At 71.0% G+C, this 8,233-nt stretch carries 9 protein-coding genes; 7 read left to right on the plus strand and 2 right to left on the minus strand.

Going from position 1 to position 8,233, the window contains the following annotated elements; translation table 11 throughout:
• Positions 1–35: 35 nt before the first annotated feature.
• Positions 36–464: a hypothetical protein gene (locus AC5LUJ_RS21220; RefSeq protein ID WP_250281296.1), complete on the minus strand. Its 429-nt coding sequence runs from the start codon at positions 462–464 to the stop codon at positions 36–38.
• Positions 465–870: 406 nt separating this feature from the next.
• Here AC5LUJ_RS21220 and AC5LUJ_RS21225 point away from each other — a divergent pair, with 406 nt between their 5' ends.
• From AC5LUJ_RS21225 to nucS, 6 genes are all read left to right on the plus strand, one after another.
• Complete coding sequence (locus tag AC5LUJ_RS21225; RefSeq protein WP_250281297.1) at positions 871–1,215, plus strand: STAS domain-containing protein; 345 nt, start codon at positions 871–873, stop codon at positions 1,213–1,215.
• Between the two features lie 171 nt (positions 1,216–1,386).
• A complete protein-coding gene (locus AC5LUJ_RS21230) occupies positions 1,387–2,004 on the plus strand; it encodes a hypothetical protein (RefSeq protein WP_250281298.1) in 618 nt (205 codons plus the stop codon).
• Positions 2,005–2,062: 58 nt separating this feature from the next.
• Positions 2,063–4,099: a protein meaA gene (locus AC5LUJ_RS21235; protein WP_250281300.1), complete on the plus strand. Its 2,037-nt coding sequence runs from the start codon at positions 2,063–2,065 to the stop codon at positions 4,097–4,099.
• A gap of 152 nt (positions 4,100–4,251) precedes the next feature.
• Positions 4,252–4,875, plus strand: a complete 624-nt coding sequence (locus AC5LUJ_RS21240) for an HD domain-containing protein (RefSeq protein ID WP_250281326.1) — start codon at positions 4,252–4,254, stop codon at positions 4,873–4,875.
• 15 nt (positions 4,876–4,890) lie between these two features.
• On the plus strand, positions 4,891–5,523 hold the full coding sequence (locus AC5LUJ_RS21245) for a DUF6328 family protein (RefSeq protein WP_493465592.1): 633 nt from the start codon (positions 4,891–4,893) through the stop codon (positions 5,521–5,523).
• A 123-nt stretch (positions 5,524–5,646) separates the two neighbouring features.
• On the plus strand, positions 5,647–6,309 hold the full coding sequence (gene nucS / locus AC5LUJ_RS21250; RefSeq protein WP_250281302.1) for an endonuclease NucS: 663 nt from the start codon (positions 5,647–5,649) through the stop codon (positions 6,307–6,309).
• Positions 6,310–6,445: 136 nt separating this feature from the next.
• On the opposite strand, the gene AC5LUJ_RS21255 is transcribed toward nucS, so the two are convergent.
• A complete protein-coding gene (locus tag AC5LUJ_RS21255) occupies positions 6,446–6,793 on the minus strand; it encodes a WD40 repeat domain-containing protein (RefSeq protein WP_445548612.1) in 348 nt (115 codons plus the stop codon).
• 611 nt (positions 6,794–7,404) lie between these two features.
• Between AC5LUJ_RS21255 and AC5LUJ_RS21260 the strand changes: the two genes are divergently transcribed.
• Positions 7,405–8,233: methyltransferase domain-containing protein (locus tag AC5LUJ_RS21260; protein WP_493465593.1), on the plus strand; the 829-nt coding region annotated here is incomplete at its 3' end.

Raw genomic sequence — 8,233 nt, forward strand, 5'->3', positions numbered from 1 at the left:
GGGGTGACCGCTGAGGGCCGTCTCGGTCCCGTCGGTCAGGCCCAGTCTCGTTCCGTGCCGGCCACCACCGCCCGGGCCCGCAGGGAGTCCTCGGGAAACACCATGACATGCCAGGCCGGGGTGTGGTGACGTCGCAGCTTCCCGTCGGTGTTCACCTGGACCGGGCCGAGCGCGGCCGCGCCCGAGGTCGACCGGATCCCGTGCTGGCGCAGGAGCTGGCGCAGCCGGTCCGCGTCCGACGGTGTGCGCAGCGTGGCCACGGGCACCAGCATGCCGAAGTCGGCGTGCTGGAAGGGGGTGTCCGGGTTGCCGCGCGTCCGGGTCGGTGTGAAGACCCATCTGCACACCGCCACGAGTACGGCGGTGGCGGCGACGGCGATGGCCGGACCGATCGTGTAGTGCAGGCTGTTCAGTGGCACCGTCACCTCCCGGCTGTCCGGGCCGGCGGGCCGGACGGTCTTCATCGTCTCAGTGCCGCCGGCCGTGCGCAGGCGTTCGCGCGTGGGTCGCGTCGCAGTCGTAAGCGTAATCTTGGCTAAACATAGCGTTATAGTTGTTCGTATCGCGTGTTTATCTTCCCGTCACGCTGTGGTGGCCCGGTGTGTGACAGGCCCGCCGCCGTGCACATCAGCCCATCTGAACGGCCACTCTGCGACCATGGATACTGGCATTACGGACGAGGCGTCACACGCTTCGCCGCTGGTGCGCCACGGATCGGAACGGAGGGCATGGAAACCGTCGGCCGGCTACGCGGCCGGCCACGTCCGACAGCCTCTGATCGCCAGGCATGCCCTGACCACCCTCCGGGTGCCTGCGGATGCCCGAGCGGTCAGGGCGTGGATCAGGGGGGACGGGGGGACGGGAGGCCTGATGGGCAAGAACGTGACGTTTCGCAACGACAGTGGCAGGGAGCTGCAGACCGTGCGCCTGCACGGCCGGGTCGACGTGCGGACGGTCGGTGATCTGCGGATGCGCCTGCACACCGCGATCGACTGCGGCCGGGGGCGGCTGCGGGTGAACGTGGCCGGTCTGGAGCTCGCCGATCAGGCGGCGCTCGGCGTGCTGCTCGGCGGGGTACGGCGGGCCCGGCGTTCCGGGCGGTCGATGGTGCTCGTGGACGTACCCGACGATCTGGGCCGGCTGCTGTCGGCGAACCGCCTCGGACGTTTCCTCCAGGTCGAGGACGCCGACCTGTTCCATGTTGGTCATGCCTGATCCCACGTCGGTCATGCCTGATCCGCGGTGACCGGCCGCTACGCGGCGACCGGCCGGCACGCCGGGCCGGCCGGTGTGGTGGGCTGTGGCCGACCAGCGTGGACGGCGCGGAGCCCCGGTTCCGGGGCGTGGCCGTGCACCATGGGATGATGGAGCCGGCCGGGGAGGAACATGCTCGACGTCGATGCGCAGCGGCTGAACCCAGCGGATGGTCCCGCGTACCGCGCGGGCGGTGGCCGGCCCACTGACCCGCGCCGCCCGCTGGTCATCGCGGGCGCGTTCGCCGCCGCGGTCGGTCTGGGGGTGGCCATCGGCCTGGCCACGGCACCGGCGAAGACACCCGCCCCCCGGCCGGCGCCCACCGCCGCGCCCCCGGCCGAGGTGCGGCCGCCGCTGGAGCCGTCCGCCTGGGAGGGCGGCCGGCAGCCGGGCACGGCCCACCAGATGCGGGTGCGGCCGGTGGACAGACGGGCCTTCAGCGCGAGCCTCGCGTACGCCCTGCGGGAGGGCGGCGTCGCGGGGGTGGCCACCGACGACGTCGTCATACCGCAGGGAAAGCTCTTCTACGGGGCCGTCGAGGGCGTCGACAGCGCCGCCGACGAGTACTGGGCCGTGGGCCTGGCGCAGGTCGCGGGCGTCACCCCGGCCCCGCCGAACCCGCAGGTGTGGAAGCGGACGAGCGACGGCCCGTGGAAGCGGGTCGCGCAGGGCCCCAGCGCCTGCGACGGCCTGCCCACCGGCCTGTTCACCGTGTGGCAGGGGCGCCCGCCGCTCTGTTCGGGCGGCTGACGGCCCGCGCCGGTACGCTGCTGGACGTCCGACAATCCCTTCGGGAACGGGTGCGGCGATGGCGGATGCGGCACGGCAGGACCTCTCCGAGCAGGCTCGTCCCCAGCGGGACCGGCCATGGATCATCCGGACCTACGCGGGGCACTCCAGCCCGGCCGAGACCAACGCCCTCTACCGCCGGAACCTGGCCAAGGGGCAGACCGGCCTTTCGGTCGCCTTCGATCTGCCGACCCAGACCGGCTACGACCCCGACCACGAGCTCGCCCGCGGCGAGGTGGGCAAGGTCGGCGTGCCGATCGCCCACATCGGCGACATGCGCGCGCTGTTCCACGACATCCCGCTGGGCCGGATGAACACCTCGATGACGATCAACGCGACGGCCATGTGGCTGCTCGCGCTCTACCAGGTCGTCGCGCAGGAGCAGGGCGCGGACGTCGCCGCGCTCGCCGGCACCACCCAGAACGACATCATCAAGGAGTACCTCTCCCGCGGGACGTACGTGTTCCCGCCCGCGCCGTCGCTGCGGCTGATCACGGACATGATCGCCTACTCGGTGACCGAGATCCCCCGATGGAACCCGATCAACATCTGCAGCTACCACCTGCAGGAGGCGGGCGCCACCCCCGTCCAGGAGATCGCCTACTCGATGTGCACGGCCATCGCCGTGCTCGACGCCGTGGCCGCCTCCGGGCAGGTGCCGGCGGAACGCACCGGTGAGGTGTGCGCCCGGATCTCCTTCTTCGTCAACGCCGGCGTCCGCTTCGTCGAGGAGCTGTGCAAGATGCGGGCGTTCACGCGGCTGTGGGACACCCTGCTGCGGACCCGCTACGGCGTCGAGGACCCGCGGCACCGGCGGTTCCGCTACGGCGTCCAGGTCAACTCCCTCGGCCTGACCGAGGCGCAGCCGGAGAACAACGTCATCCGGATCGTGCTGGAAGCCCTCGGCGTGACACTGTCGAAGGACGCCCGCTGCCGGGCGCTGCAGCTGCCGGCCTGGAACGAGGCGCTCGGCCTGCCCCGGCCCTGGGACCAGCAGTGGTCCCTGCGCATCCAGCAGATCCTCGCCCACGAGACCGACCTGCTGGAGTACCCCGACCTGTTCGAGGGCTCCGTCGTCGTGGAGCGCCGGGTGGCCGAGCTCGCCGAGGCCGCCCAGGCCGAGATCGACCGGGTGCAGGCCATGGGCGGCGCGGTCGCCGCGGTCGAGAGCGGCTACATGAAGTCCGAGCTCGTCCGTTCGCACGCGGCCCGCCGGGTGCGCATCGAGTCGGGCGAGGACGTGGTGGTGGGCGTCAACGCCTTCACCACCACCGAGCCGAACCCGCTGCTCGCCGACCTGACCACGGCCATCCAGACGGTGGACCCGGCCGTGGAGGAGGCCGCCCGCGCCGACATCGCGGCCTGGCGGGCCGGCCGCGACGCGCGTGCCGTCGACGAGGCCCTGCAGAACCTGCGGGACACGGCGAAGACCGACGCGAACCTGATGCCGGCCACCCTCGCCTGCGCCCGCGTCGGCGTCACCACCGGTGAGTGGGCTGGTGCCCTGCGGGAGGTGTTCGGCGAGTACCGGGCCCCCACCGGGGTGTCCGCCGCGTCCTCGGTGCACGCGGGCGGCCAGCAGCTCACCGACGTGCGGGAACGGGTCGTCGCGACCGGGAAGGAGCTCGGGCGCCGGCTGAAGTTCCTCGTCGGCAAACCCGGCCTCGACGGGCACTCCAACGGCGCCGAACAGATCGCCGTGCGCGCCCGGGACGCCGGTTTCGAAGTGGTCTACCAGGGCATCCGGCTCACACCCGCGCAGATCGTCGCCGCCGCCGTGGAGGAGGACGTCCATGTCGTGGGCCTGTCGGTGCTCTCCGGCTCGCACATGGAGCTGGTGCCGGTGGTGCTCGACGGGCTGCGCGAGGCCGGCGTCGGGGAGGTGCCAGTGGTCGTCGGCGGCATCATCCCGCCGGCGGACGCCGAGCGGCTGAAGGCCCTCGGCGTCGCCGCGGTGTACACGCCGAAGGACTACGGCCTCACCGAGATCATGGACAGCGTGGTCGACGTCATCCGGGCCGCTGGCGGCCTGGGCCGACCACAGCCCACCATCTAACCCGGTTGGACTCCGAGACGCCGATTTCGCGGAGAGTAGTCGTCGCGGAAAGTAGCTGATGCCTGGTGAGAGCATCAAAGGCCTGGTGAGAGATGTTTCGCCGGCCCGGGACCGATGTGCGAGGTGGCCGGCGGGCGCGTAGCGTGCCCAGAATGGTCCCCGACACTCCGTCCCTGGACGACGCGGTGGCCCTGGCCACCCGAGCCCATACCGGCCAGCTTGACAAGATCGGCGAGGAGTACATCGGCCATCCGCTGCGGGTCATGCGGGCGGTTGCCGCCATCGCGGACGGCGCCGGGGCCGACCACGAGCACGCGCAGATGACGGCGGTGCTCCACGACGTCGTCGAGGACTCCGCGATCACCCTGGACGATCTCGCTGCGCTCGGTTACCCGCCCGCGGTCGTGGCGGCGGTCGACGCGCTCAGCCACCGCCCGGGGGAGCCGGTGGAGGACTACCTTGCCCGGGTCGCCGCCGACGATCTCGCCGTCGCCGTGAAGCGGGCGGACATGGCCGACAACAGCGACCCGACGCGGCTGATCAGGCTGCCCGCGGAGCAGGCGGACCGTTACCGGCGGCGTTACGCCGACCGGACGCGCCTGCTCGACGGCCTTGTCGCCGCCCGGCGGGCCGCCGAGACGAAGGCCGCCGCCGACGGCAGTGGCGGGAAGAGCAGCGATAAGGCCGCCGGGGGCGCCGCCGCGGAAACAGCCGGGCGGACCGGCGGAAGGGCCGCCGCCCGGGGGAGCGGCCCGCCAGCCGCGTCCTCCCCCTGACCTAGACGGCCGGCGATGCCCCCTCGCCCGGACCCTCCACAAGACAGCGCCCCGCCGGGCGCCGCCCCGCGGAACAGTGCCCCGCGGAACGGTGCCCCGCGGAACAGTGCGCCATGGGAGGACGTCCCGCTGGAGGATGCTCCGGAGCCGCGGGCCAGGCGGCTGGACCGGAACTGGAGCGAACTGCTTCAGGAGATCCGGGTGGCGCAGACCGGTGTGCAGATCCTCTTCGCCTTCCTGCTGACCCTCCCCTTCACCCAGCGCTGGGACCAGGTCACCGACTTCCAGCGGGCGCTCTACCTGGCCACGCTGCTGGTGGTCGCCGCCGCGTCCGCACTGCTGATCGGCCCGGTGGCCTACCACCGGATCATGTTCCGCCGGGGCGCCCGCGCCCGGCTGGTCGCCGCGGCCAACACCATGGCGCTGGCCGGGCTGGCCATGCTGGGCGCGGGGATCAACGGCGCCGTCCTGCTCGTCGTCGACGTGCTGATGGGCCCGCTCGCCACCGTCCTGATCTGCTCGGCGACCGCGGCGTTCTTCGTCGCGCTGTGGTGGGCGCTGCCACAGCTGACCCGCTGGGAGCTGACAGCCGCCCACGAGGACACCCGGGATCCCCAGCCGCCCGAGCAGCCGCCCGAGCAGCGCTGAGCCGCCGCCACGTCCACTCGATTCCCGCGAAACCGAAACGCTGGCCTGGCTGGCGAGGGTCCCTCGGCACCCTTCCAGGGCTGATACGCGGTCCAGGGCTGATACGCGGTAAGGTGCGCAACCGTGCGTCTTGTGATAGCTCGGTGCAGCGTCGACTATGTGGGCCGGCTGACGGCACACCTGCCCAGCGCCGTCCGCCTGCTGCTGGTGAAGGCTGACGGGTCGGTGTCCATCCACGCGGACGGGCGGGCCTACAAGCCGCTGAACTGGATGAGCCCGCCCTGCGTGATAGCCGAGGCGGACGGCGTCTGGCGGGTGACCAACCGCGCGGACGAGCAGCTCGTCATCACCATCGAGGAGATCCTGCACGACTCCTCGCACGAGCTCGGCGTGGACCCCGGCCTGCGCAAGGACGGCGTCGAGGCGCACCTGCAGGTCCTGCTCGCCGACCGGCCGGACGCGATCCAGGAGGGCCTCACCCTGGTGCGCCGCGAGTACGAGACCGGCATCGGCCCGGTCGACCTGCTCTGCCGGGACCCCGACGGCGCCAGCGTCGCGGTCGAGGTGAAACGCAAGGGCGAGATCGACGGTGTCGAACAGCTCACCCGGTACCTCGCCCGTCTCCAGGACGATCCCTTCCTCCCGCACCCGGTACGCGGCATCCTGGTAGCCCAGTCGATCACCCCACAGGCCCGCCTGCTTGCCGCGGACCGCGGCCTGGCCTGCGTCACCGTCGACTACGACGCCCTGCGCGGCCTGGCCCCCGCCATCCCCACCCTGTTCTGACGCTCTATTCTCTTTCGCGGTGGACGGGGCGCCGACCCCGGCGCAGCGGCGCGCGCAGAAATCGAAGGATGTGAATCCGCTGTCGCGATAACAGCCCGCATTCACATCCTTCGAGCCTTCGGGCTGCTGTCCGGATCTATCTGTCCGGAGTGCCGGGGCGGAACTCGTAGCGGTACACCCCTCGCTCACCGCCAACGATCAGGCTGCGGCCGTCGGCGGTCCAGGCACAGGTGACCGGGTCGCTGTCGGTTCGCATCATAGTGATGATCTCTCCGGACGTCCGATCCCAGATTCGGATCGTCCGATCATGGCTGATAGTGGCGAGCAGACGACCGTCTGGTGTGATCGCTGGAGCTTCCGCCGGGTCGGTACTGAGGGTGGCGGTGGGGCGTCCCGTAGCGGAATCCCAGATCCGCACCGTTTTGTCATTGCTGACGGTCGCGAGCCATGCGCTGCCGGGTGCGATGGCCAGTGCGGTTGCCAGGCTGGTGCGGCCGGGCTGAAATTACGTCCAGTCTGGCATGGTTGACGGGACTTATATCAGATGTTCGGCGTCTGTCGGCTGCCGGGTGGCGTGTCGTGTGGGTTGTTCGGCTCCGGCCCGATGGAAAAGGCTTGCCTTTCGGGCCGGGTTTGTGTGGGGGCGGGTCCGGCCGAGTGTCAGCGGACGTCGATCAGGATCACTCGGGACAGTCCGCGTCGGCGGTGAACAGGCGCGCGGCGCCGAAGGATGTGCTGGCGGCCCGCGTTGTCTGTGGTCGGTGGTCTGCCCGTCGATGGCCGCCGTTGGCCGATCGGGGGCGTCTGATAACGGTGGGTACATGCCACCGCCTGGTGGGCCGGCTTGTTCTCGTCCAGGTGCGGCGGTTGTGACTGCCTGTCGCACACTGTGGGCTCCATATTTTCATGATGAGTGCTGGAAGTTGTTTTCTGGGAAGGCCGGCGGGTGGGAAAGCACAGGGACGAGGCGCCGCAGTGCCCGATATACAACGGCCGGGGGACGGTCACGGTGCGGACCGATGGTGACGGGCCGGCGGGTGGGCAGCGGCAGACGCAGACGGTGCGGTGCACGACCTGTAACGGGACGGGAAAGGTGTGAAACGCGAGGATTTCATCCCCGACGTGGTCTGGGTGGGACGGGCGGACGGATGGCTGGTCCCGCTCGACCGGGCTGAGGATCCCGAAGGGTGGCTGGCGCTTGTCAGCAGTGGCGATTCGATCGTCACCCAGGCCGACGACGGAGAACGCGGCGACGGCCTGGGTATCTTCCCGACCAGTTCGTCCAGCGCGCCGGTGGTCATGAGCAGGATGCTCGACCTGCTCGACGTGCGGGCGGGAATGAACGTGCTGGAGATCGGGGCGGGCACGGGATACAACGCCGCCCTGCTCGCCGGGAGGGCACGCGGTGGGCGTGTCACGACCGTGGAGGTGGATCCCGCGATCGCCGAACACGCCCGGCAGACGCTGGGACGAACCGGGTATCCGGTCACGGTCGTTACCGGTGACGGTACCCGCGGATATCCTGAGCACGCCCCTTACGATCGGGTGGTGGCCACGGCGAGCGCGCTGCGGGTTCCTTTTTCCTGGGTCGAGCAGACTCGGCCGGGTGGCCGGATCGTAGTCCCGCTGGACGGCAGTTTCGAACGACAGGCGTTTCTCCGCCTGACCGTCCATGGTGACGGTGTCGCGCGGGGGCGCTTTCACAGCGCGGCGTCCTTCATGCGGCTGCGCGGCCAGCGGGACGACGAGGTTCTGTGGCGGATATGGGGCACCGAGGACGCCCGTGCCACCACGACCCGGAACTGTCCGCGTGAACCGTTCACGGATTTCGAGGCCGGTTTCGCCGTCGGTGCCCGGCTGCCCGGCTGGGTGACGGGAGAACGCGGGGAGGACGACGGCACCGCCGTTCTTCTGATGTCACATC

Source organism: Protofrankia sp. CiP1_Cm_nod3, from assembly GCF_982290655.1.